The sequence below is a fragment of the Bacillus inaquosorum genome (assembly GCF_023238325.1).
GTDB classification, from domain to species: domain Bacteria; phylum Bacillota; class Bacilli; order Bacillales; family Bacillaceae; genus Bacillus; species Bacillus inaquosorum.
This window is the reverse complement of sequence record NZ_CP096592.1, coordinates 2,963,763-2,988,426: the sequence shown is the minus strand read 5'-3', so window position 1 is coordinate 2,988,426 and position 24,664 is coordinate 2,963,763. Positions and strand designations below refer to the sequence as shown.

Sequence of the window (24,664 nt, the reverse complement as noted above, 5' to 3'; positions counted from 1 at the left end):
CAAAAAAGAACATTTGTTTCTTTTGAAAACCCGCCTTATAATGAAGAAAGAAAAGGATCGTATGGAGAAAGAGGTGATAGCATGTCTTTTGTTCACCTGCAAGTGCATAGCGGGTACAGCCTGCTAAACAGCGCCGCGTCCGTGGAAGAGCTCGTCAAAGAAGCTGACAGGCTCGGATATGCGTCTTTGGCGCTGACAGATGATCATGTCATGTACGGAGCTATTCAATTTTATAAAGCATGCAAGGCGAGGGGAATCAACCCGATAATCGGTTTGACGGCCTCTGTTTTTACTGATGATAACGAGCTTGAAGCCTATCCGCTCGTCCTGCTGGCCAAATCAAATACAGGCTATCAAAACCTGCTGAAAATCAGCAGCGTCCTGCAATCGAAATCAAAAGGCGGGCTAAAGCCGAAATGGCTTAACAGTTATCGAGAAGGCATTATCGCGATGACGCCCGGCGAAAAAGGATATATTGAAATGCTTCTTGAAGGAGGGCTGTTTGAACAGGCCGCTCAAGCCGCGCTTGAATTTCAATCCATATTCGGAAAGGGAGCTTTCTATTTCTCCTATCAGCCTTTTAAAGGGAATAAAGCCTTGTCTGACCAGATACTGCGGCTGTCTGAAGAAACGGGTATCCCTGTTACAGCGTCTGGCGATGTGCATTACATAAGGAAAGAAGATAAGGCTGCCTACCGCTGTCTGAAAGCGATTAAAGCAGGGGAGAAACTGACGGATGAACCAGCCGGAGATCAGCCTGATCTCGATTTGAAGCCACTCGAAGAAATGCAAAACATTTATCGAGAGCATCCCGAAGCACTGCAAGCTTCTGTTGAGATCGCAGAACAATGCCGGGTTGACGTCAGCCTCGGACAGACCCGTCTCCCATCTTTCCCGACTCCAGACGGAACGTCCGCTGATGCTTATTTAACGGACATCTGTATGGCAGGACTCCGCAGCCGTTTTGGCACGCCTGATGAACGATATCTTCGCCGTCTTCAATATGAGCTTGACGTCATCAAGCGGATGAAGTTCAGCGATTACTTTCTGATCGTATGGGATTTTATGAAACACGCCCATGAAAAAGGAATCGTTACAGGACCGGGAAGGGGATCTGCGGCAGGCTCTCTTGTGGCTTATGTGCTGTATATTACAGATGTTGACCCGATTAAACATCACCTGCTGTTTGAACGATTTTTAAACCCCGAACGGATCAGCATGCCGGATATTGATATTGACTTTCCGGATACAAGAAGAGATGAAGTCATCCAATATGTTCAGCAGAAATACGGTGCAATGCACGTCGCACAGATTATTACCTTTGGAACACTTGCGGCAAAAGCGGCACTCCGGGACGTCGGCAGAGTATTCGGCGTCAGCCCTAAGGAAGCAGATCAGCTTGCAAAACTCATCCCTTCAAGGCCGGGCATGACGCTGGAGGAAGCGAGACAGCAATCGCCGCAGCTGGATAAGAGGCTTCGGGAGTCAAGCCTGCTTCAGCAAGTCTATACAATTGCCCGAAAAATAGAAGGGCTGCCAAGGCATACCTCAACCCACGCAGCAGGTGTTGTCCTGAGTGAAGAACCGTTAACGGATGTTGTTCCACTTCAGGAAGGGCATGAAGGGATATATTTGACGCAATACGCGATGGACCATCTTGAAGACTTGGGTCTTTTAAAAATGGATTTCTTAGGCTTACGCAACCTGACGCTTATCGAGTCCATTACTTCAATGATCGAAAAAGAAGAAAACATCAAAATAGATCTTTCAAATATTTCCTACCAGGATGGCAAAACGTTCTCCTTGCTGTCAAAAGGGGATACGACAGGGATTTTCCAGCTTGAATCGTCGGGGATGAGAAGCGTCCTGAAGCGGCTTAAACCTTCAGGCCTCGAGGATATTGTGGCGGTCAATGCGCTGTACCGGCCTGGTCCGATGGAAAATATTCCGTTATTTATCGACCGTAAACACGGCCGGGCGCCTGTTCAATATCCCCATGAAGATGTAAGGAGCATCTTGGAAGATACATATGGCGTCATTGTGTATCAGGAACAAATTATGATGATTGCTTCCCGGATGGCAGGGTTTTCTTTAGGAGAAGCAGACCTGCTGAGACGGGCGGTCAGCAAAAAGAAAAAAGAAATCCTGGACAAAGAGCGAAGCCATTTTGTTGAAGGGTGCTTAAAAAAGGAGTATTCTGTAGACACTGCAAATGAAGTCTACGATTTAATCGTCAAATTCGCAAACTACGGCTTTAACCGAAGCCATGCGGTGGCATACAGCATGATCGGGTGCCAGCTTGCGTATTTGAAAGCTCATTATCCGTTATATTTTATGTGCGGATTGCTGACAAGCGTCATTGGCAATGAGGATAAAATATCTCAATATCTTTACGAAGCAAAGGGGAGCGGGATTCGTATCCTTCCTCCGTCAGTGAACAAAAGCAGTTTTCCGTTTACAGTTGAAGACGGATCTGTCAGATACAGCCTCCGCGCGATAAAAAGTGTAGGCGTCTCAGCAGTCAAAGATATATATAAAGCAAGAAAAGAGAAACCATTTGAAGATCTTTTCGATTTCTGCTTTCGCGTGCCGTCAAAAAGCGTAAATCGCAAAACGCTTGAAGCACTTATCTTTTCTGGTGCGATGGACGAATTCGGCCAAAACCGGGCCACGCTGCTCGCATCCATTGACGTTGCTTTGGAACATGTTGAGCTATTTGCCGCGGACGATGACCAAATGGGATTGTTTTTAGATGAATCATTTTCGATTAAGCCGAAGTATGTGGAGACGGAGGAGCTACCGCTTGTAGATTTGCTTGCGTTCGAAAAAGAAACGCTTGGCATTTATTTTTCAAATCATCCGCTCTCTGCCTTCCGAAAACAGCTGGCTGCGCACGGAGCAGCATCCATTCTAGAGGCACAGCAGGCAGTCAAAAGGCAGCTTTCTCTCGGAGTCCTGCTGTCGAAGATCAAAACGATTCGGACGAAAACAGGTCAAAACATGGCGTTTTTAACGCTAAGTGATGAAACCGGCGAAATGGAAGCTGTTGTCTTCCCAGAACAATTCAGACAGCTTTCTCCCGTTTTAAGAGAAGGCGCTCTTTTGTTCACAGCGGGTAAATGTGAAATAAGACAGGACAAGGTCCAGTTCATTATGTCCCGGGCAGAATTGTTAGAAAACATGGATGCCGAAAAAGCGCCATCGGTTTATATAAAGATAGAAAGCAGTCAACACAGTCAGGAAATCCTGGCAAAAATTAAGCGCATTTTGCTGGAGCATAAAGGGGAAACAGGTGTTTATCTCTATTATGAAAGGCAAAAACAGACGATTAAGCTTCCTGAGTCGTTTCATATCGATGCGGATCACCAGGTGTTATATCGCTTAAAAGAGCTGTTAGGTCACCAAAACGTCGTTTTAAAACAGTGGTAACGATTCACTTTTTGTTATACAATTGGAGCAATTATGTGATCCTGTTTAAATATTCAGATAGATAACTCCGCAGAATGCAGCAATCAAAGCAGCAGTATACGAATCAAAAATATCCATAAGGAGTGTTTAGGAGAATGTCATTAAGAGAAGAAGCATTACACCTGCATAAAGTCAATCAGGGGAAACTGGAGTCTAAATCGAAAGTAGAAGTCAGAAACGCGAAAGATTTAAGTCTTGCGTATTCCCCAGGTGTTGCAGAACCGTGCAAGGATATTCATGAAGACATTAACAAAGTATATGATTATACAATGAAGGGGAACATGGTAGCAGTTGTAACTGACGGTACAGCTGTGCTCGGCCTTGGAAATATCGGCCCTGAAGCTGCGCTTCCTGTTATGGAAGGAAAAGCTGTCCTTTTCAAAAGCTTTGCAGGCGTAGACGCGTTCCCTATTGCTTTAAGCACAAACGATGTAGATAAAATTGTTGAAACTGTTAAATTGCTTGAACCGACATTTGGCGGCGTAAACCTTGAAGATATTGCAGCGCCTAACTGCTTTATCATTGAAGAACGTCTCAAAAAAGAAACAAACATCCCAGTTTTCCATGATGATCAGCACGGTACTGCCATTGTAACTGTAGCAGGTCTTGTAAACGCGCTGAAACTGTCTGGAAAATCCCTGTCTTCCATTAAAGTTGTCGCAAATGGAGCCGGTGCAGCAGGTATTGCGATTATCAAGCTTCTTCACCATTACGGCGTACGCGACATCGTGATGTGCGATTCAAAAGGAGCGATTTATGAAGGGCGCCCGAACGGTATGAACGATGTCAAAAATGAAGTGGCGAAATTCACAAACCAAGACCGGAAAGACGGTTCTTTGAAAGATGTCATCGTTGATGCTGACGTTTTTATCGGCGTATCAGTAGCAGGTGCGTTAACAAAAGAAATGGTTCAAAGCATGGCAAAGGATCCGATTATCTTTGCAATGGCAAATCCGACTCCGGAAATTATGCCGGAAGATGCGCGTGAAGCTGGCGCAAGTGTTATCGGAACGGGCCGTTCTGACTTCCCGAACCAAGTAAACAATGTTCTTGCATTCCCTGGCATTTTCCGCGGAGCGCTTGACGTTCGCGCCACTCACATTAACGAAGAAATGAAAATCGCTGCGGTTGAAGCTATTGCTTCACTAGTTTCAGAAGAAGAGCTTAGCGCAGACTACGTTATCCCTGCACCGTTTGATAAACGTGTTGCGCCTGCTGTTGCGAAGGCTGTGGCAAAAGCGGCGATGGAAACAGGTGTCGCAAGAATCACTGTTGACCCTGAGGAAGTTGCTGAAAAAACGAGAAAACTTACGATTATTGGTGAATAATTTTAGTTCATTCCAAAAATGGCAGCGCGTTGGCGGAGACCGGCGCGCTGTTCTCAAGTTAAACTGGCGGCTGAAATTTTTTTAATGGCTGGTCTTAAAAAAATTTCAGCCGAGTTTAATGTCATTTTTGAATACGCTGCCAATCCTGTTATTTCAACGTTTTATCTGAATTCATCCGAGCCTTTCCGAACGCGTCATTGTATAAAAAGTTGTCGAATTGAGGATGACAGCGTTTGACAAAAAAAGTACAATAGTTTCGGTAAAGTTATTAGCAAGTCTATCTGTTTGATGACATGCGGTGAAGAGAACCCTTCACAAAAGGGAGGTAATCATTTGTTAAAGGATATATTCACTAAAAAGAAAAAGTATGCTTCCGTACCGTCTGATCAAGCGAAGCACGATGTTCCGGAAGGCATTATGACAAAATGTCCCAAATGTAAAAAAATCATGCTCACTAAAGAGTTGGATAAAAATATGCGGGTATGCATGAACTGCGATTATCATTTCCCGATGAATGCAAAACAGCGTATCGCAAGCTTAATGGATGAACAATCCTTTGAGGAATTCAATCAAGGAATGTTATCGGAAAACCCGCTCGGTTTCCCGGGATATCTTGAAAAGCTTGAAAAAGATCGCGAGAAAACATCCTTAAACGAGGCTGTTGTGACAGGCAAGGGCACAATCGGCGGACACCCGGCTGTTGTCGCAGTCATGGATTCTTCATTCAGAATGGGCAGCATGGGTTCAGTCGTCGGTGAAAAAATCACGCTTGCGATTGAAAAAGCAAAAGCTGATAAAGTTCCGTTTATTATTTTTACGGCTTCAGGCGGCGCGAGAATGCAGGAAGGCATATTAAGTTTGATGCAGATGGCTAAGACAAGCTCTGCTTTAAAACTGTTCAGTGAAGAACAGGGCCTCATTATCTCAGTTATGACGCATCCGACTACCGGGGGCGTATCAGCCAGCTTTGCATCCCTTGGCGATTACAATTTCGCTGAGCCTGGCGCGCTGATCGGTTTTGCCGGAAGACGGATTATTGAACAAACGATAGGGGAAAAATTGCCTGAGGACTTCCAAACGGCAGAATTTTTATTAAAACATGGACAGCTTGATGCGGTTATTCACCGCGAAGATATGAAACAAACGTTAGAAAATCTGCTGGATATGCATCAATCGGGAGGTGACTTTGAGTGGCTGCAAGATTAGAATTTGAAAAACCGGTGATTGAACTGCAAACCAAAATCGCCGAACTGAAAAAATTCACCCAAGATTCCGATATGGATCTGAGTGCAGAAATCGAACGGCTCGAAGACCGTCTCGCTAAGCTTCAGGATGATATTTACAAAAATCTGAAGCCTTGGGACCGTGTTCAAATCGCGCGTCTGCCGGACCGTCCGACAACGCTTGATTATATTGAACACCTGTTTACCGACTTTTTTGAATGTCACGGAGACAGAGCGTACGGAGACGATGAAGCCATTGTCGGCGGCATTGCGAAGTTCCATGGCCTTCCTGTAACGGTAATCGGGCATCAGCGCGGCAAAGACACAAAGGAAAATCTTGTCCGCAATTTTGGGATGCCGCATCCTGAAGGCTACCGAAAAGCGCTTCGTCTCATGAAACAGGCTGACAAATTCAACAGACCGATTATCTGTTTTATTGATACGAAGGGAGCATACCCTGGACGAGCAGCGGAAGAAAGAGGACAAAGCGAAGCCATTGCCAAAAACCTGTTTGAGATGGCCGGTCTCCGAGTGCCTGTTATTTGCATCGTCATCGGTGAAGGCGGAAGCGGCGGAGCCCTGGGTCTGGGTGTAGGAAACCACTTGCATATGCTGGAAAACTCTACTTATTCTGTTATTTCTCCGGAAGGTGCCGCGGCACTTTTATGGAAGGACTCCAGTCTTGCTAAGAAAGCAGCAGAAACAATGAAAATCACTGCGCCGGATTTAAAAGAATTAGGTATTATAGATCATATGATAAAAGAAGTAAAAGGCGGAGCGCACCACGATGTAAAGCTGCAGGCAAGCTATATGGACGAAACCCTTAAACAATCGTTAAAAACTTTGCTGAAGCTGAGCGAAGAAGAATTAGTTCAGCAGCGCTACGAAAAATATAAAGCAATTGGCAAAGTCTCGATTGAAGATCAATATATCGGGGTAAACTAAATAAACGTGAAGCCTTTGGCTCACGTTTATTTTTTGTGACATTCCTTAAATTTTATTTAAAAACAATTTATTTAATTGTATAATAGGTAAGGTTTCATAGGGAGGATGGAGATCCCTTTTCATTGTTTTTAGGGCAATGATCATGTTATGTTTAATCATATATGTTGCTGAGGTGAATGGAGAATGAAACGTATAGGGGTATTAACGAGCGGCGGGGATTCCCCGGGAATGAACGCAGCAGTTCGCGCAGTAGTCAGAAAAGCGATTTATCATGACGTTGAAGTTTACGGCATTTACAACGGATACGCAGGATTGATCAGCGGAAAGATTGAAAAGCTTGAACTCGGATCTGTAGGCGATATTATACATCGCGGAGGAACAAAGCTTTATACGGCAAGATGTCCTGAATTCAAAACGGTTGAAGGCCGTGAAAAAGGGATAGAAAACTTGAAGAAGCTCGGTATTGAAGGCCTTGTTGTCATCGGCGGAGACGGTTCCTATATGGGTGCCAAAAAATTAACGGAACACGGGTTTCCATGTGTAGGTGTACCGGGTACAATTGATAACGACATTCCGGGCACTGATTTTACAATCGGCTTCGATACAGCTTTAAATACAGTAATTGACGCAATTGATAAGATTCGCGATACAGCGACTTCTCATGAACGTACATATGTGATCGAAGTAATGGGCCGCCATGCCGGCGATATCGCATTGTGGGCCGGTCTTGCAGGGGGCGCGGAATCAATCTTGATCCCTGAGGCAGACTATGACATGCACGAAATCATTGCCCGCTTAAAACGCGGCCACGAACGCGGCAAGAAGCACAGTATTATTATTGTTGCCGAAGGTGTAGGCAGCGGTGTTGAATTCGGGAAACGCATTGAAGAAGAAACAAATCTTGAAACTAGGGTATCTGTATTGGGCCATATCCAGCGCGGAGGGTCTCCGAGCGCTGCTGACCGCGTGCTGGCAAGCCGTCTTGGCGCATATGCAGTTGAACTGCTGCTTGAAGGAAAAGGCGGACGCTGTGTAGGTATACAAAACAATAAGCTTGTAGACCATGATATTATAGAAATACTGGAAACAAAACACACAGTTGAGCAAAACATGTATCAGCTTTCAAAAGAACTGTCTATTTAATGTGCAGCTGAAGGCTGAAGATTTCAGAAGGAAGTGAACCAAATGAGAAAAACTAAAATTGTTTGTACCATCGGTCCGGCAAGTGAAAGTATTGAAATGCTTACGAAATTAATGGAGTCAGGAATGAACGTGGCTCGTTTGAATTTTTCTCACGGAGATTTTGAGGAGCACGGTGCAAGAATAAAAAATATCCGCGAAGCAAGCAAAAAGCTTGGCAAAAACGTTGGTATCCTGCTTGATACAAAAGGTCCTGAAATCCGCACACATACAATGGAAAACGGCGGCATTGAGCTTGAAACAGGCAAAGAGCTTATCATTTCAATGGACGAGGTTGTAGGAACAACAGATAAAATTTCAGTGTCATATGAAGGTTTAGTCGATGACGTTGAACAAGGGTCAACGATTCTGTTAGATGACGGCCTTATCGGCCTTGAGGTGCTTGATGTTGATGCCGCTAATCGCGAAATCAAAACAAAAGTACTAAACAACGGAACACTCAAAAATAAAAAGGGTGTTAACGTACCGGGCGTCAGCGTTAACCTTCCTGGTATCACTGAAAAAGATGCGCGAGACATCGTTTTCGGTATTGAGCAAGGAGTAGACTTTATCGCAGCGTCTTTCGTACGCCGTTCTACGGACGTGCTTGAAATCCGTGAGCTTCTTGAAGAACACAACGCTCAGGATATTCAAATCATCCCTAAAATCGAAAACCAAGAGGGCGTTGACAACATCGATTCTATTCTCGAAGTGTCTGACGGTTTAATGGTTGCACGCGGAGACTTAGGTGTGGAAATTCCAGCTGAAGAAGTGCCGCTCGTCCAAAAAGAACTGATCAAAAAATGCAACGCGCTGGGCAAACCTGTTATTACAGCGACACAAATGCTTGACAGCATGCAGCGCAACCCGCGTCCGACTCGTGCGGAAGCAAGTGACGTTGCAAATGCGATCTTCGACGGCACAGATGCAATCATGCTTTCTGGTGAAACAGCTGCCGGAAGCTATCCGGTTGAGGCGGTTCAAACAATGCACAACATCGCTTCCCGTTCTGAAGAAGCTTTAAATTATAAAGAAATTCTTTCTAAACGCAGAGATCAAGTAGGCATGACGATTACAGATGCTATTGGACAATCTGTCGCGCATACGGCGATTAACCTGAATGCTGCTGCAATCGTAACGCCGACTGAAAGCGGCCATACAGCACGTATGATCGCAAAATACCGTCCGCAGGCGCCGATTGTTGCTGTTACTGTAAATGACTCTATTTCCAGAAAGCTAGCGCTCGTATCAGGCGTATTTGCAGAAAGCGGTCAAAATGCGAACTCAACAGATGAGATGCTTGAGGATGCTGTCCAAAAATCATTGAACAGCGGAATTGTAAAACACGGCGATCTGATCGTCATTACAGCAGGATCTGTCGGTGAGTCTGGCACTACGAACTTAATGAAAGTGTACACTGTCGGCGATATCATCGCTAAAGGCCAAGGCATTGGACGCAAATCAGCTTACGGTCCGGTTGTCATTGCACAAAATGCAAAAGAAGCTGAGCAAAAAATGACTGACGGTGCGGTTCTTGTTACAAAAAGCACTGACCGTGATATGATTGCATCACTTGAAAAAGCGTCTGCCCTTATTACAGAAGAAGGCGGCTTGACAAGCCATGCTGCGGTAGTCGGATTAAGCCTTGGCATTCCGGTTATCGTTGGTCTGGAAAATGCGACGTCTATTTTGGCAGATGGCCAAGATATTACAGTTGACGCTTCCAGAGGCGCAGTCTATCAAGGACGTGCGAGCGTTCTTTAATCAGAGGTGAAAACGGAAGGGGCTTCCCTTCCTTTTCTCTTTATGTTGAACAGAGGCGTGTTACACGTGTGGGGGGCTTGGATATGAGATTTTTATTTTTGCTTTTTATTGTGTTTCCGGCAATAGAAATCGGCATATTCCTATTTTCAGGCAAGCTGATCGGCATATTGCCGACGGTCCTTTTAATGATTCTGACGGGCATTATCGGCGCAGCAGCTGCAAAAAAACAAGGAACCGAAGTGTATTACAAGGTTCAGCGTGATCTTCAATATGGCAAAATGCCTGGCGAAGCGATTGCTGACGGCCTGTGCATTTTCATTGGCGGTCTTTTGCTGATGCTTCCGGGCTTTTTATCAGATTTGGCCGGTGCCTGTCTGCTTATCCCGTTCACCCGCAGCTGGTGTAAGCCGATTCTGTTCAAATGGCTGAGAGGAATGTCGAAGAACAAGCGGATCATCATCAAATAAAAAACGGCAGCCATGCAACATGGGCTGCTTTTTATTTTTGCTGAACGGTGATATACGACCATATTTCCTTTAATGCGCCTGTTGTAATGAACGCCTGAATGATGACGAGAACAGCCGGTCCTGCAATTAGTCCTAAAAACCCGAATAATTTAAAACCGGCAAACAGGGCGATGAGCGTTGCCAGCGGATCGATACCGATTGATTTACTAAGTATTTTGGGTTCTGTCAGCTGCCTTTGAATAAGAACGACGAGGTACAGCACCCCGATTCCGATGGCCTGGGGCAGCTGGCCTGTAATCGATAAATACAAAATCCACGGCACAAATACCGAGCCAGCACCCAAATAAGGGAGAAGATCAACAAGCCCGATTAAAAAAGCAATTGTTGCGGCATGTTTAACTTTTAAGAGAGAAAGGCCGATAAATACAATCACCATCGTAATGAAAACGAGAACGGCCTGCGCTTTGATAAAACCGGTCATTGCTTTTTTTAATTCGCTGCTGATCGCTTTGCTGTTAGCTGTAACCCGATCCGGCAGAACCGAAACGAGCATGGCTTTCAGCTTGTGCCAATCCTTTGTCATAAAAAATGTTGCCAGAAGAGAAAAAATCAGAACCGCCGCTGTATTGGGAAGAAGCGCGAAAAACCTTGGGATCATTTCTAGAATGTGGGACAGCAGCAGCCCGGCATTTTTAGCGGCGGAATCACCAAGTGTCTGAATGTGGGTAACGATGGAAGCCTGCTGGTTGGTCTCCAATTCTTGAAACAAAAGGGTCAGTTCGTGATAGAGCGGCTGGATATGTGTTGTAAACAATTTTTCACAATATGAGATAAACGTGCTGATATGCGGAGGCAGCGTTTTTGCAAGATACGCTGTTCCCGTTATGATTTCGGCTACCAGAATGGTGAGCATGCCGAAGGCTGCGAGCAGAAAAAAAGCAAGCACGCCCAGAACGTTTATCGTTCGGGGGAATCCTGTCACTCTGTCCAAATAGTCAACAACAGGATGAATCGCTGATGAAAGAATAAGGGCGATCAGGAACGGATAAGTTAACGGAAACGAATAATAGGCCGCAGCTATCGATCCTGCGGTAATTGACATGACAAAGAGGGTTCTGAAAAAAATAGTGATATAAGATTGATTCACGAAAACGGTCCTCCTCTCGTCAGCATGTCCTATTTTTTATATGTATTCACGCTCCGGCTGAATATGAATACATTCATCTTAAAGGAGGGATGGCATGTGTTTACACAAGCGAATTTATTTTTAATATTACTCTTGGCTATCGCACTTATCGCAAAAAATCAATCATTGCTCTTTGCTGTATCCGTCCTTTTGATCATCAAAATCGTTGGACTTGACCAGAAATTATTTCCAACCATCCAGTCGAAAGGCATCAACTGGGGTGTGACCATTATTACAATCGCTGTTCTTGTTCCGATTGCAACAGGAGAAATCGGATTTAAGCAGCTTGGAGAAGCAATGCGGTCTTCCTACGCATGGATCGCCTTGGGAGCGGGAATCGCAGTGGCGCTGATTGCCAAAAACGGCCTGACCCTGCTGGAAAATGACCCGCATATTACAACTGCTCTTGTGATCGGAACCATTCTTGCAGTCGCACTTTTTGGCGGAGTAGCGGTGGGTCCGCTGATCGGAGCGGGAATTGCTTATATTGCTATGCAGATCGTAAAATTGTTCACTTCATGAAAAAAAGCGGCTTTAAGCCGCTTTTTTTTGTATGCAAAAACCCGCAAATAAAGGCGTTTTTTCGGGGAAATCACAGAATGAAAAAAAAAATTATAGGTAAACATTTAACAAATGTCTGATTATTGTTTATAATGAGAATAGGCTTAAACTTAAATAAGCTTATAAGAATTTGTTATGTTCTTTCATAAGCAAAGGGTTTCATTACCAGCAGGCAGTAAAATGTAAGCATTTTCTTTTAGGGGGAGAGAAATACTTGCATCGTGCTTTTTAAGTAAGCCTCATGTTTTTACAACACTCTTAAAGGGGAAATTTATTGAAAAGGAGATGTTATATATGACAGCGACACGCGGTCTTGAAGGGGTTGTAGCAACAACATCATCTGTTAGTTCTATTATTGATGATACCCTTACATATGTGGGGTATGATATCGATGATTTAACAGAGAATGCAAGTTTTGAAGAAATCATCTACTTGCTTTGGCATTTAAGGCTGCCAAACAAAAAAGAGCTTGAAGAGTTAAAGCAGCAGCTTGCAAAGGAAGCTGCCGTTCCGCAAGAAATTATTGAGCACTTCAAATCTTATTCCCTCGAAAATGTTCATCCCATGGCTGCTCTTCGGACAGCAATTTCATTACTAGGCCTGCTTGACAGCGAGGCTGAAACCATGAACCCGGAAGCCAATTACAAAAAGGCGATCCGCCTTCAGGCAAAGGTGCCTGGTCTGGTTGCGGCGTTTTCCAGAATCCGCAAAGGCCTTGAGCCTGTTGAACCAAGAGAAGACTACGGCATTGCCGAGAATTTTCTCTACACATTAAACGGTGAAGAGCCTTCGCCAATTGAGGTTGAAGCCTTCAACAAAGCATTGATTTTACATGCTGACCATGAGCTGAACGCGTCAACGTTCACAGCGAGGGTCTGCGTCGCGACACTTTCTGATATCTATTCAGGCATTACTGCCGCAATCGGCGCGCTGAAAGGGCCTCTTCACGGCGGGGCGAATGAAGGCGTTATGAAAATGCTGACAGAAATCGGCGAAGTGGAAAACGCTGAGCCGTACATCCGCGCTAAGCTGGAAAAGAAAGAAAAAATTATGGGATTCGGCCACCGCGTTTATAAGCATGGCGACCCGCGCGCGAAGCATCTGAAAGAAATGAGCAAGCGCCTGACCAACCTGACAGGCGAAAGCAAATGGTATGAGATGTCGATTCGCATAGAAGAGATCGTCACATCAGAGAAAAAGCTTCCGCCTAACGTTGATTTCTATTCGGCTTCTGTTTACCACAGCCTCGGCATTGACCATGATTTGTTTACACCGATTTTTGCTGTAAGCAGAATGTCCGGCTGGCTCGCTCATATTCTTGAGCAGTATGACAACAACCGTCTGATCCGCCCGCGCGCAGATTACACGGGCCCTGATAAACAAGCATTTGTTCCGATTGAAGAAAGAGCCTAAAGAACCATTGGAGGCTGGCTTGCGTTAATGAGGTTAGCCTCTTGTTCAGAACATCAAAAGTGGTTTACACTTTAAATTGAATGTTGAGAAAAATCATTTTGTTTTCTATATAAGAAAAATAAAATGTTTTCTAAATATGAATTACATACTGGGAGGTTTTTATTGTGGCACAAGGTGAAAAAATTACAGTCTCTAACGGAGTATTAAACGTACCAAACAACCCGATTATCCCGTTTATCGAAGGAGACGGAACCGGTCCTGATATTTGGAACGCGGCTTCGAAGGTTTTGGAAGCAGCAGTAGAAAAAGCTTACAAAGGCGAAAAGAAAATTACATGGAAAGAAGTTTATGCCGGAGAAAAGGCTTATAATAAAACAGGTGAGTGGCTTCCTGCTGAAACATTAGATGTGATCCGCGAATATTTCATCGCGATTAAAGGGCCGTTAACGACACCTGTCGGCGGCGGTATCCGTTCTTTGAACGTAGCGCTCAGACAAGAGCTTGACCTATTCGTCTGCTTAAGACCTGTAAGATACTTTACTGGAGTGCCGTCACCGGTAAAACGCCCTGAAGATACTGATATGGTCATCTTCCGTGAGAATACAGAAGATATTTATGCAGGCATCGAGTACGCAAAAGGCTCTGAAGAAGTGCAAAAGCTCATCAGCTTCCTGCAAAATGAGTTAAACGTCAACAAAATCCGTTTCCCTGAAACATCAGGTATCGGCATTAAGCCTGTTTCTGAAGAAGGAACAAGCCGTTTGGTCAGAGCTGCAATTGATTATGCGATTGAGCATGGCCGCAAATCTGTAACGCTTGTTCACAAAGGAAACATCATGAAGTTCACAGAAGGCGCCTTCAAAAACTGGGGCTATGAACTTGCTGAAAGAGAATACGGCGAAAAAGTCTTCACGTGGGCTCAATATGACCGCATTGCTGAAGAACAAGGAAAAGACGCTGCAAACAAAGCGCAAAGCGAAGCGGAAGCAGCAGGCAAAATCATTATCAAAGACAGCATTGCTGACATTTTCCTTCAGCAGATCTTAACGCGTCCGAACGAGTTTGATGTCGTTGCGACAATGAACCTGAACGGAGATTACATTTCTGATGCTCTTGCAGCGCAAGTAGGCGGAATCGGTATTGCTCCTGGAGCGAACATCAACTATGAAACAGGACATGCGATTTTCGAGGCGACACACGGAACGGCTCCTAAATATGCAGGCCTTGATAAAGTAAACCCATCTTCAGTTATTCTTTCAGGCGTTCTGCTTCTTGAGCATTTAGGATGGAACGAAGCGGCTGATTTGGTTATCAAATCTATGGAAAAAACAATCGCTTCTAAAGTCGTAACTTACGATTTTGCCAGATTAATGGATGGCGCAACTGAAGTGAAATGTTCAGAGTTCGGAGAAGAACTGATTAAAAACATGGACTAAGCAAGGAAACAGCCTAAAACTAGCCATAAAGGAGAAGAGAGACATGGGAAATACTCGTAAAAAAGTTTCTGTTATCGGAGCAGGTTTTACCGGAGCGACAACCGCATTTTTAATCGCTCAAAAAGAGCTGGCAGACGTTGTTCTTGTTGATATTCCGCAATTGGAGAACCCGACAAAGGGAAAAGCGCTTGATATGCTTGAAGCAAGCCCTGTTCAAGGCTTTGACGCGAAAATTACGGGAACATCCAACTATGAGGATACAGCGGGTTCTGACATTGTTGTCATTACAGCCGGTATCGCAAGAAAACCTGGTATGAGCAGAGATGATCTGGTCTCTACAAACGAAAAAATTATGAGAAGCGTTACACGAGAAATCGTGAAATATTCTCCTGACTCTATCATTGTGGTGCTGACAAATCCTGTTGATGCAATGACTTACGCGGTGTATAAAGAATCAGGCTTCCCTAAAGAGCGCGTAATCGGCCAGTCCGGTGTGCTTGATACGGCAAGATTCAGAACATTTGTGGCAGAGGAATTAAACTTGTCAGTAAAAGACGTGACTGGTTTCGTTCTTGGCGGACACGGTGACGATATGGTACCGCTTGTGCGTTATTCTTATGCTGGCGGTATCCCGCTTGAAACCCTTATTCCGAAAGAACGGATTGACGCAATTGTGGAGCGCACAAGAAAAGGCGGAGGCGAAATCGTGAATCTTCTTGGAAACGGAAGCGCGTATTATGCGCCTGCTGCTTCTCTGACAGAAATGGTCGAAGCGATCTTGAAAGATCAGCGCCGCGTCCTTCCTACAATTGCTTATCTTGAAGGTGAATACGGCTATGAAGGCATCTACCTTGGTGTTCCTACAATTGTAGGCGGCAACGGTCTTGAGCAAATCATTGAACTTGAACTGACAGACTATGAAAGAGCACAGCTGAATAAATCAGTTGAATCTGTCAAAAATGTCATGAAAGTATTATCTTAATAAAAAGAGAGAAAGGCTTGCTTGATAGAGCCTTTCTCTTTTTACTATAAATGAAAGCGCTATCATTCACTCCTTTATTTCTTTTTGAAAAATGATGTAAAAGGCGAATTGTCGGAATGTCCTGCTTTCGTTAAAATAAGATCATGAAACATGTTAAGATGACATAAAATAGAGAAATAGGATGTCGGGGAATTATAATACTGGAGGCACAGCATGAACAAGAAAATTTTAGTTGTGGATGATGAAGAATCTATTGTTACTCTTTTACAGTACAATTTGGAACGGTCAGGCTATGATGTCATTACCGCCTCAGACGGGGAAGAAGCACTCAAAAAAGCGGAAACAGAGAAGCCTGATTTGATTGTGCTTGATGTGATGCTTCCAAAACTGGACGGAATCGAAGTATGCAAGCAGCTGAGACAGCAAAAATTGATGTTTCCCATTTTAATGCTGACAGCGAAGGATGAGGAATTCGACAAAGTATTAGGGCTTGAGCTTGGTGCTGATGATTATATGACCAAGCCGTTCAGTCCAAGGGAAGTAAATGCAAGAGTCAAAGCGATTTTAAGGCGTTCCGAAATGGCTGCGCCCTCTAGTGAAATGAAGAACGATGAAATGGAAGGCCAGATCGTGATTGGCGATCTGAAAATCCTGCCTGATCATTATGAAGCGTATTTTAAAGAAAATCAGCTTGAGCTGACACCGAAAGAATTCGAACTGCTGCTCTATTTGGGCAGACATAAAGGCAGAGTGCTGACGAGAGATCTGCTGCTGAGCGCTGTCTGGAATTATGATTTTGCCGGAGATACGAGAATTGTTGATGTGCATATCAGCCATCTCCGCGACAAAATCGAAAACAATACAAAAAAACCGATCTATATTAAAACAATTAGGGGATTGGGGTATAAACTGGAGGAGCCAAAAATGAATGAATAAATACCGTGTGCGCCTTTTTTCTGTACTTGTTGTCTGTATGATTCTGGTGTTTAGTGTCCTCGGGCTGTTTTTGCAGCAGCTCTTTGAATCATCTGATCAAAGAAAAGCAGAGGAACACATTGAAAAAGAAGCCAAATATATGGCCTCACTTCTTGATGCCGGCAATCTGAATGATCAAGCAAATGAGAAAATCATTCAAGATGCAGGCGGCGCGCTTGATGTGAACGCATCCGTTATAGATACGGACGGCAAGGTGCTGTACGGGTCAAACGGGAGTGCGGCAGATTCTCAAAAGGTGCAGGCGCTTGTTTCTGGCCATGAGGGTGTTCTCTCAACAGCAGATAACAAGCTTCATTACGGACTTTCGCTTAGAAGTGAAGGTGAAAAAACAGGATATGTGCTGCTTTCAGCCCCTGAACATAGCTCCGGCTTGAACGGCGAATTGTGGGGGATGCTGACGGCCAGTCTTTGTACTGCTTTTATCGTCATTGTTTATTTTTATTCCAGTATGACCTCACGTTATAAAAGGTCAATTGAAGCAGCGACAAACGTAGCAACAGAACTGTCTAAGGGGAACTATGATGCCCGGACGTACGGCGGCTATATCAGGCACTCTGATAAGCTCGGCCGTGCGATGAACAGCCTTGCCGTAGATCTGATGGAAATGACGAGAACGCAGGAAATGCAGCGGGACCGGCTGCTGACTGTCATTGAAAATATCGGCTCCGGGCTGATTATGATTGACGGAAGAGGCTTTATCAATCTCGTGAACAGGTCTTACGCCAAGCAGTTTCATATCAATCCGAATCAGATGCTGCGCCGTCTTTATCATGATGCATTTGTACATGAAGAAGTGATCCAGCTTGTCGAAGACATTTTTATGACGGAGACAAAGAAATGCAAGCTGTTAAGACTTCCGATCAAAATTGAGCGGCGTTATTTTGAAGTGGATGGCGTTCCGATTATGGGGCCGGACGATGAATGGAAAGGAATTGTGCTCGTTTTCCATGACATGACGGAGACGAAGAAATTAGAGCAGATGAGAAAGGATTTTGTGGCTAACGTTTCTCATGAACTGAAAACGCCGATTACCTCTATTAAAGGGTTTACGGAGACGTTATTGGACGGGGCGATGGAGGACAAAGAGGCGCTTTCTGAGTTTCTCTCTATTATTCTGAAAGAAAGCGAAAGGCTTCAGTCTTTGGTTCAGGATCTTCTCGATCTCTCAAAAATCGAGCAGCAAAATTTTACGCTCAGCATTGACACATTTGATCCAGCTAAAATGCTTGGTGAGATTGAAACGCTTCTTAAGCATAAGGCGGATGAGAAAGGCATCTCCTTACAACTGAATGTCCCGAAAGACACGCTCTATGTATCGGGAGACCCGTACAGGCTGAAACAGGTATTTCTTAATCTCGTAAATAATGCGCTAACCTATACGCCTGAGGGGGGCTCTGTAGCTATCAATGTAAAGCCCGTAGAAAAAGACATTCAGATTGAAGTTGCGGATTCCGGAATCGGAATTCAGAAAGAAGAAATTCCGCGCATCTTTGAACGTTTTTACCGCGTGGATAAAGACAGAAGCAGGAATTCGGGCGGAACAGGCCTAGGCCTCGCGATCGTAAAGCATTTAATAGAGGCTCATGAAGGGAAAATCGATGTCACAAGCGAGCTTGGACGGGGAACGGTCTTTACAGTGACGCTGAAACGGGCCGCTGAAACGTCCGCCTAATGTTTACAAAGGTTTAACAATATCTTCATGCACTGTTAAACCTATGCTGATAGGATGTAGTAGAACCCCTTCATCCAAGGAGCCAATTTTGACGGCGGGAACCATTTGTGTTCCCGTCCTTTTTTGTGTCTTCTCTTCAGTTCACGTATTTTCCTTTCAAATTGAACTTTGTTAAAATAAGAGGAGCTAATGACTATGTAAGAGATGAATAGAAGCCTGAGGCTTCTTAGGAGGATATTGAATGACGGAACGAAAAAAATTAGTGCTTGTAGACGGAAACAGTCTGGCTTACCGGGCGTTTTTTGCATTGCCGCTGTTAAGCAATGATAAAGGTGTTCATACGAATGCCGTATACGGCTTTGCGATGATTTTGATGAAGATGCTTGAGGATGAAAAACCGACACACATGCTGGTTGCATTTGATGCCGGGAAAACAACATTTCGTCACGGCACATTTAAAGAATATAAAGGCGGCAGACAGAAAACCCCGCCTGAGCTCTCCGAACAATTGCCGTTTATCCGCGAGCTGCTGGATGCCTATCAGATCAGCCGCTACGAATTGGAACAATACGAAGCCGACGATATTATCGGCACACTGGCCAAATCGGCTGAAAAAGACGGATTTGAAGTAAAGGTTTTCTCTGGAGATAAGGATTTAACTCAGCTGGCAACAGACAAAACGACGGTTGCCATTACGCGAAAAGGAATTACCGATGTTGAATTTTACACACCGGAGCACGTAAAAGAGAAATACGGGCTTACGCCTGAGCAAATTATTGACATGAAGGGTCTGATGGGCGATTCCTCAGATAATATTCCAGGTGTGCCCGGCGTAGGAGAGAAGACAGCGATTAAGCTATTAAAACAGTTCGATTCCGTTGAAAAACTGCTGGAGTCCATTGACGAGGTAAGCGGGAAGAAACTGAAGGAAAAGCTTGAGGAATTTAAAGATCAGGCATTGATGAGCAAGGAGCTTGCGACGATTATGACGGATGCGCCGATTGAGGTATCCGTTTCCGGCTTGGAATATCAAGGCTTTAATCGTGAACAGGTGATTTCCATCTTTAAAGATCTTGGTTTTAACACACTTCTTGAACGGCTAGGGGAAGACAGCGAAGAAGCAGAACAGGATCAGTCGTTAGAAGAAATTAATGTCGAAACTGTCACAGACGTAACAAGCGGCATATTGGTTTCTCCATCCGCATTTGTCGTTGAACAGATCGGCGATAATTATCATGAAGAGCCGATTCTCGGTTTTTCGATCGTTAATGAAACGGGATCTTATTTCATTCCGAAAGACATTGCCGTGGAGTCTCAGGTGTTTAAAGAATGGGTAGAAAATGACGAGCAGAAGAAATGGGTCTTCGACAGCAAGCGGGCTGTTGTCGCTTTGCGCTGGCAGGGCATTGAGCTGAAAGGAGCGGAGTTTGATACGCTTCTTGCGGCTTATATCATCAATCCGGGCAATTCATATGACGACGTTGCGAGTGTGGCTAAAGATTACGGCTTGCATATCGTTCAAAGCGACGAATCAGTTTACGGCAAAGGAGCAAAACGGGCTGTTCCGTCGGAAGATGTACTGTCTGAGCACCTTGTCAGAAAAGCGTTAGCCATTCAAAGCCTTCGGGAAAAGCTCGTTCAGGAGCTGGAGAACAACGATCAGCTTGAACTGTTTGAAGAGCTCGAAATGCCTCTCGCGCTTATTCTCGGCGAAATGGAATCAACTGGCGTCAAGGTCGATGTTGACCGTTTAAAGCGGATGGGTGAAGAACTGGGCGCGAAGCTGAAGGAATATGAAGAAAAAATCCATGAGATTGCGGGAGAGCCGTTTAATATCAATTCTCCGAAACAGCTCGGCGTCATCTTGTTTGAAAAGATCGGCCTGCCTGTCGTGAAGAAAACAAAAACAGGCTATTCAACGTCAGCCGATGTGCTTGAAAAGCTGGCAGACAAACATGATATTGTCGACTATATTTTGCAGTACAGACAAATTGGCAAGCTTCAATCGACATATATTGAAGGGCTTTTAAAGGTGACGAGACCGGATTCGCATAAGGTGCACACGCGATTTAACCAAGCTTTAACGCAAACCGGCCGTCTCAGCTCGACTGATCCGAACCTGCAAAACATACCGATCAGGCTTGAGGAAGGACGTAAAATCCGCCAAGCTTTTGTTCCGTCTGAAAAAGACTGGCTTATTTTTGCAGCCGATTACTCACAAATCGAGCTGCGGGTGCTTGCCCATATTTCAAAGGATCAAAATCTCATCGAAGCTTTTACAAATGATATGGATATTCATACGAAAACGGCAATGGATGTGTTCCATGTCGCTGAGGATGAAGTGACATCTGGGATGAGACGCCAGGCGAAAGCGGTCAACTTTGGCATCGTATACGGCATCAGCGATTACGGGCTGTCACAGAATCTCGGCATTACCCGGAAGGAAGCCGGAGCATTTATCGACCGCTATTTGGAAAGCTTCCAGGGCGTAAAAGCGTACATGGAGGACTCAGTTCAGGACGCGAAGCAAAAGGGCTACGTAACAACGCTTATGCATCGCCGCCGCTACATTCCTGAGCTGACGAGCCGAAACTTTAATATCCGCAGTTTTGCGGAGCGGACGGCAATGAATACACCGATTCAAGGAAGCGCCGCTGATATTATCAAAAAAGCCATGATTGATATGGCTGCCAAGCTGAAAGAAAAGCAATTGAAGGCAAGGCTGCTGCTTCAAGTGCACGATGAATTGATTTTTGAAGCGCCGCAGGAAGAAATTGAAATTCTTGAAAAGCTTGTTCCTGAAGTGATGGAGCATGCGCTTGCATTAGATGTGCCGTTAAAGGTGGACTTTGCATCTGGCCCATCTTGGTACGATGCGAAATAAATAGAGATAGGAAGTGATGGATGTGCCGGAATTACCAGAGGTTGAAACGGTCCGGCGCACTCTGACCGGGCTTGTAAAGGGAAAAACAATTAAATCGGTAGAGATCAGATGGCCAAATATCATCAAACGGCCTGCCGAACCGGAGGAATTTGCGCGAAAACTAACAGGAGAAACGATACAGTCTATCGGAAGACGGGGAAAGTTTTTACTGTTTCATTTAGATCATTATGTCATGGTTTCCCACCTTCGAATGGAAGGGAAATACGGGCTTCATCAAGCGGAGGAGCCAGACGATAAACACGTGCATGTCATATTCACGATGACGGACGGAACCCAGCTTCGTTACAGGGATGTGCGAAAGTTCGGAACCATGCACTTATTTAAACCGGGAGAGGAAGCGGGCGAGCTTCCGCTTTCTCAGTTAGGGCCGGAGCCGGATGCAGAAGAATTTACGAGTGCATATTTAAAAGAACAGCTTGCTAAAACAAACCGTGCTGTCAAAACCGCCCTGCTGGATCAAAAAACGGTTGTCGGACTCGGGAACATTTATGTGGACGAGGCTCTTTTCAGAGCGGGTGTCCATCCCGAGACGAAAGCAAATCAATTATCAGACAAAACAATCAAAACACTTCACGCTGAAATCAAAAACACCCTGCAGGAAGCGATTGACGCGGGCGGCAGCACTGTCCGCTCATATATCAACTCCCAAGGGGAAATCGGAATGTTCCAGCTGCAGCATTTTGTGTACGGAAAAAAAGACGAACCGTGCAAAAATTGCGGTACGATGATTTCAAAAATTGTCGTCGGAGGCAGGGGCACGCATTTTTGCGCGAAGTGCCAGAAAAAAGAGTAGCATAATGCTTCATCGTCCAAGCTGTCGGTGCATATATCAGTAATTCTGTAATAGAGGAATGCCATTTTCGAAACACGGATTTTTTACTTTTCCATATATATGATTGTGATGAATCCCGGGCATTTTACATCTGATACAAGAGCACCAACAGAAAGGAAGAAACGGATATGCAAATGGTTTCTATACTGCTGCTGGCGTTGGCTGTCAGCTTGGACAGTTTTTCAGTCGGATTTACGTACGGATTGAGAAAAATGAAAATACCGTTTAAAGCGATTTTGGTTATCGCCTGCTGTTCCGGTGCTGTCATGTTTATATCTATGCTGATCGGAAGCTTTCTCACAAAGTTTTTTCCTGTATATGTGACGGAGAAGCTTGGCGGTTTGATATTGGTCGGAATCGGTGCGTGGGTTCTGTATCAATTTTTCAGGCCGGCAAAAGACAAAGAATACTTATTGCATGAAAAAACGCTGCTTAATTTAGAGGTTCGGTCATTAGGGATTGTGATTCATATTTTGAGAAAGCCCATGAGTGCGGATATCGACAAATCGGGTGTGATCAATGGAATTGAGGCGGTCTTATTGGGATTTGCCTTATCAATTGATGCCTTCGGAGCAGGTATAGGGGCAGCCATTCTCGGTTTTTCACCGATTGTGATGAGCATCGCCGTGGCAGTCATGAGCTCGCTGTTTGTATCAATCGGAATCAATGCCGGCCATTTTCTGTCTAAGTGGAAATGGATCGATAAAATGGCGTTTTTGCCGGGGCTTCTGCTGATCACGATTGGGCTCTGGAAATTGTAAAAAGGAGTTGATCTCTTGACCTTAGTCATTGGTTTAACGGGAGGAATAGCTAGCGGCAAAAGCACGGTTGCCAATATGCTGTTTGAAAAAGGAATAACAGTTATAGATGCAGATATTATTGCAAAACAAGCGGTAGAAAAAGGGATGCCGGCCTACCGGCAAATCATTGACGAATTCGGTGAAGACATTCTGCTCCCAAATGGCGATATAGATCGGAAAAAGCTTGGGGCACTGGTATTTACAAATGAACAAAAGCGTCTCGCTTTAAATGCAATTGTTCATCCCGCAGTCAGGCAGGAAATGCTTAAGCGCCGTGATGAAGCCATTGCAAATCGGGAGGCATTTGTTGTATTGGATATCCCGCTATTGTTTGAAAGCAAATTGGAATCTTTAGTTGATAAAATTATTGTGGTCAGTGTGACCAAAGAGCTTCAGCTGGAACGTCTTATGAAGCGCAATCAGCTGACGGAAGAAGAAGCAGTCAGCCGTATCCGCGCTCAAATGCCTTTAGAGGAAAAAACAGCAAGAGCAGATCAAGTCATCGATAACAGCGGCACGCTTGAAGAAACCAGACAGCAGCTTGATGAAGTCATCACTGGCTGGGCATAATACAAAAACACCGTTCAATATGAACGGTGTTTTTTCATTAAAAATCAAAGTTGTCCGGATCAGGACCGACGCGCAGGTTTTCATTCAGCGCATCGATTCGGTTCATGTCACCCTGTGTTAATTCAAAGTCAAATACGCTGGCATTTTCTTTAATACGATGTTCTTTCGTTGATTTAGGAATCGTAATGATGCCATGCTGCAGATCCCAGCGCAAAATGATTTGCGCGACAGATTTGTTATATGTTTGAGCGATGTCTGCCAGTACAGGATGATCCAGCAGCTGCCCTTGCATTAAAGGTGACCAGGCTTCCATCTGGATGCCTTGTTTTTGGCAGTATGCCATCAACTCTTTTTGTGTAAGGCGCGGATGGAATTCCACTTGGTTGATCATAGGCTTGATTTCAGCAGCCGTCATCAAATCTTCAAGATGATGGATTTGGAAGTTGCTCACGCCGATCGCTTTGACACGGCCTTCTTTATAAAGTGTTTCAAGCGCTCTCCATGCTTCTTTGTATTTTCCCTCTACAGGCCAGTGGATAAGGTATAAATCTAAATAATCCAAACCGAGTTTTGACAGGCTTGTTTCAAACGCGGCGAGTGTTTCCTCGTATCCTAAATCCGCATTCCACACTTTTGATGTAATAAATAGGTCCTCTCTTGAGATGCCTGCTTCGTCAATACCTTGCTGAAGCCCTTCTCCGACTCCAGCTTCATTTCCATAGATAGCGGCAGTATCAATACTGCGGTATCCGTGAACAATTGCGGTTCTAACGGCGTTTACCAGTTCAGTTCCTTCTTCCACTTGGAACACGCCGAGGCCGAACCAAGGCATTTTTACCCCATTATGAAGTGTTGCTGTAGCTTGTAAATGTGTTGTCATGTTGATTTCCTCCTTTGA

Annotated in this window: 18 protein-coding genes and 1 pseudogene; 17 read left to right on the top strand and 2 right to left on the bottom strand. The window is 44.7% G+C overall.

Annotation, left to right across the window (positions count from 1 at the left end):
* Positions 1 to 81 precede the first annotated feature (81 nt).
* The 7 genes from dnaE (at position 82) to M1M80_RS15100 (ending at position 10,374) form a co-directional block, all read left to right on the top strand.
* Complete coding sequence (gene dnaE, locus M1M80_RS15130) at positions 82 to 3,429, top strand: DNA polymerase III subunit alpha (protein ID WP_060400048.1); 3,348 nt, start codon at positions 82 to 84, stop codon at positions 3,427 to 3,429.
* Positions 3,430 to 3,563: 134 nt separating this feature from the next.
* Positions 3,564 to 4,796, top strand: a complete 1,233-nt coding sequence (gene ystJ / locus M1M80_RS15125) for an NADP-dependent malic enzyme (protein WP_060399263.1) — start codon at positions 3,564 to 3,566, stop codon at positions 4,794 to 4,796.
* A gap of 333 nt (positions 4,797 to 5,129) precedes the next feature.
* On the top strand, positions 5,130 to 6,002 hold the full coding sequence (gene accD, locus M1M80_RS15120) for an acetyl-CoA carboxylase, carboxyltransferase subunit beta (RefSeq protein WP_019259159.1): 873 nt from the start codon (positions 5,130 to 5,132) through the stop codon (positions 6,000 to 6,002).
* Positions 5,987 to 6,964, top strand: coding sequence for an acetyl-CoA carboxylase carboxyl transferase subunit alpha (gene accA, locus M1M80_RS15115; protein ID WP_003237792.1), 978 nt, complete (start codon positions 5,987 to 5,989; stop codon positions 6,962 to 6,964). Before accD ends, accA begins: the two co-directional genes overlap by 16 nt.
* A 183-nt stretch (positions 6,965 to 7,147) precedes the next feature.
* Positions 7,148 to 8,107, top strand: a complete 960-nt coding sequence (pfkA, locus tag M1M80_RS15110; RefSeq protein ID WP_003237788.1) for a 6-phosphofructokinase — start codon at positions 7,148 to 7,150, stop codon at positions 8,105 to 8,107.
* Positions 8,108 to 8,149: 42 nt separating this feature from the next.
* On the top strand, positions 8,150 to 9,907 hold the full coding sequence (pyk, locus tag M1M80_RS15105; RefSeq protein WP_032731927.1) for a pyruvate kinase: 1,758 nt from the start codon (positions 8,150 to 8,152) through the stop codon (positions 9,905 to 9,907).
* Positions 9,908 to 9,990: 83 nt separating this feature from the next.
* Positions 9,991 to 10,374, top strand: coding sequence for an FxsA family protein (locus M1M80_RS15100; protein ID WP_003237784.1), 384 nt, complete (start codon positions 9,991 to 9,993; stop codon positions 10,372 to 10,374).
* 31 nt (positions 10,375 to 10,405) lie between these two features.
* Here the strand turns inward: M1M80_RS15100 and ytvI are convergent, their stop codons facing one another.
* Positions 10,406 to 11,521 (bottom strand): sporulation integral membrane protein YtvI, encoded by a 1,116-nt coding sequence (gene ytvI / locus M1M80_RS15095; RefSeq protein WP_060399262.1) that lies wholly within the window; start codon positions 11,519 to 11,521, stop codon positions 10,406 to 10,408.
* A 96-nt stretch (positions 11,522 to 11,617) separates the two neighbouring features.
* Between ytvI and M1M80_RS15090 the strand changes: the two genes are divergently transcribed.
* The 10 genes and pseudogenes from M1M80_RS15090 to coaE all read left to right on the top strand — a co-directional run bounded on the left by M1M80_RS15090 (position 11,618) and on the right by coaE (position 23,766).
* Positions 11,618 to 12,082 (top strand): DUF441 domain-containing protein, encoded by a 465-nt coding sequence (locus M1M80_RS15090; protein ID WP_003237781.1) that lies wholly within the window; start codon positions 11,618 to 11,620, stop codon positions 12,080 to 12,082.
* Positions 12,083 to 12,415: 333 nt separating this feature from the next.
* Positions 12,416 to 13,534: a citrate synthase gene (citZ, locus tag M1M80_RS15085; protein WP_003237779.1), complete on the top strand. Its 1,119-nt coding sequence runs from the start codon at positions 12,416 to 12,418 to the stop codon at positions 13,532 to 13,534.
* 164 nt (positions 13,535 to 13,698) lie between these two features.
* Entirely contained in the window at positions 13,699 to 14,970 is a 1,272-nt protein-coding gene (gene icd, locus M1M80_RS15080; RefSeq protein WP_019259153.1) for an NADP-dependent isocitrate dehydrogenase, read from the top strand.
* A 43-nt stretch (positions 14,971 to 15,013) separates the two neighbouring features.
* Positions 15,014 to 15,952, top strand: a complete 939-nt coding sequence (mdh, locus tag M1M80_RS15075) for a malate dehydrogenase (RefSeq protein ID WP_003237775.1) — start codon at positions 15,014 to 15,016, stop codon at positions 15,950 to 15,952.
* A 213-nt stretch (positions 15,953 to 16,165) separates the two neighbouring features.
* Positions 16,166 to 16,888 carry a two-component system response regulator PhoP gene (gene phoP / locus M1M80_RS15070; protein ID WP_003237772.1) on the top strand — a complete coding sequence of 241 codons (723 nt, stop codon included), beginning with the start codon at positions 16,166 to 16,168 and terminating at the stop codon, positions 16,886 to 16,888.
* Entirely contained in the window at positions 16,881 to 18,620 is a 1,740-nt protein-coding gene (gene phoR / locus M1M80_RS15065; protein WP_060399261.1) for a sensory box histidine kinase PhoR, read from the top strand. Before phoP ends, phoR begins: the two co-directional genes overlap by 8 nt.
* Before the next feature lie 241 nt (positions 18,621 to 18,861).
* On the top strand, positions 18,862 to 21,504 hold the full coding sequence (gene polA, locus M1M80_RS15060; protein ID WP_060399260.1) for a DNA polymerase I: 2,643 nt from the start codon (positions 18,862 to 18,864) through the stop codon (positions 21,502 to 21,504).
* A 22-nt stretch (positions 21,505 to 21,526) separates the two neighbouring features.
* On the top strand, positions 21,527 to 22,357 hold the full coding sequence (gene mutM, locus M1M80_RS15055) for a DNA-formamidopyrimidine glycosylase (protein ID WP_080429048.1): 831 nt from the start codon (positions 21,527 to 21,529) through the stop codon (positions 22,355 to 22,357).
* 149 nt (positions 22,358 to 22,506) lie between these two features.
* A pseudogene (gene ytaF / locus M1M80_RS15050) lies at positions 22,507 to 23,157 on the top strand (sporulation membrane protein YtaF); the annotation flags it as partial.
* Between the two features lie 15 nt (positions 23,158 to 23,172).
* Positions 23,173 to 23,766, top strand: a complete 594-nt coding sequence (coaE, locus tag M1M80_RS15045; protein ID WP_060399257.1) for a dephospho-CoA kinase — start codon at positions 23,173 to 23,175, stop codon at positions 23,764 to 23,766.
* Positions 23,767 to 23,803: 37 nt separating this feature from the next.
* On the opposite strand, the gene ytbE is transcribed toward coaE, so the two are convergent.
* The gene (gene ytbE, locus M1M80_RS15040) at positions 23,804 to 24,646 is read right to left on the bottom strand and encodes an aldo/keto reductase YtbE (RefSeq protein WP_003237760.1); all 843 of its coding nucleotides are present in this window, start codon (positions 24,644 to 24,646) and stop codon (positions 23,804 to 23,806) included.
* Positions 24,647 to 24,664: the final 18 nt, after the last annotated feature.